The sequence below is a fragment of the Cyanobium sp. NIVA-CYA 375 genome (genome assembly GCF_056108345.1).
Window position 1 is genome coordinate 1 of record NZ_JBSYHW010000319.1, and the last position, 741, is coordinate 741.

Annotated in this window: 1 protein-coding gene; it reads left to right on the forward strand. The window is 64.4% G+C overall.

Annotated elements, in window-relative coordinates:
• Nucleotides 1-741 (forward strand): glycosyltransferase family 2 protein (locus tag AC01FP_RS18335; RefSeq protein WP_474482286.1); only part of this gene is annotated, 741 nt, incomplete at both ends.

Genomic DNA, 741 nt, shown 5'->3' on the forward strand with positions numbered 1-741 from the left:
GCAAACCTATCGCCCGATCGAATTGCTGGTGGTCGACGATGGGTCGAGCGACGCCACGCGCGTCATTGCCGAGACATTCTGTGAGCGGCACAGGTTTGCGCGGCTGTTGGTTAAGGCGAATGGCGGTGTCGCATCAGCGCGAAATCATGCCATCGCCGAAGCCAAGGGTCGTTACATCGCGCCGCTCGACGCGGACGATATCTGGCACCCGACCTATCTGGCCAAGGTGGTCGCGAGAGCGCGCGCCGCCCCTTCGCCGCCGACCATCATCTATGCCCACACGCGTGCGATCGACGCCCAGTCGCGGATCGTGTCGAGCGTCGGCCCGTTTCTGGTAGAGGGGCCTGCCGTCCATGCGCTGCTTTATTGCAACCTGGTTGGCAATGGCAGTGGCATGGTGATGGACGCGGCTGCCTGCCGGGCAGTGGGCGGCTATCATGAGGGGTTGCGCGCTGAGGGCCTGGAGGGGTGTGAGGATTTCCTGCTGCAACTCAAACTGGCCGCGCGCGGGCCAATTGCCGCAGTTCCGGAATATCTGATCGGCTACCGCGTCGCGACAAACCTGATGTCGAGCAATCTTGATCGCATGCTTGCTTCCGACCGGCGCGCGCGCGAAATCTTCGCCTACGAGTGCGCGTTTGCGCCTCCCCCGGAATGGCTTCAGCGATGGATCGAGGCGCGACGGATCCTGCGCCGGGCGGATGCCGCGCGTATTCTCGGGCGGCCAGCAATGGCCCTGCG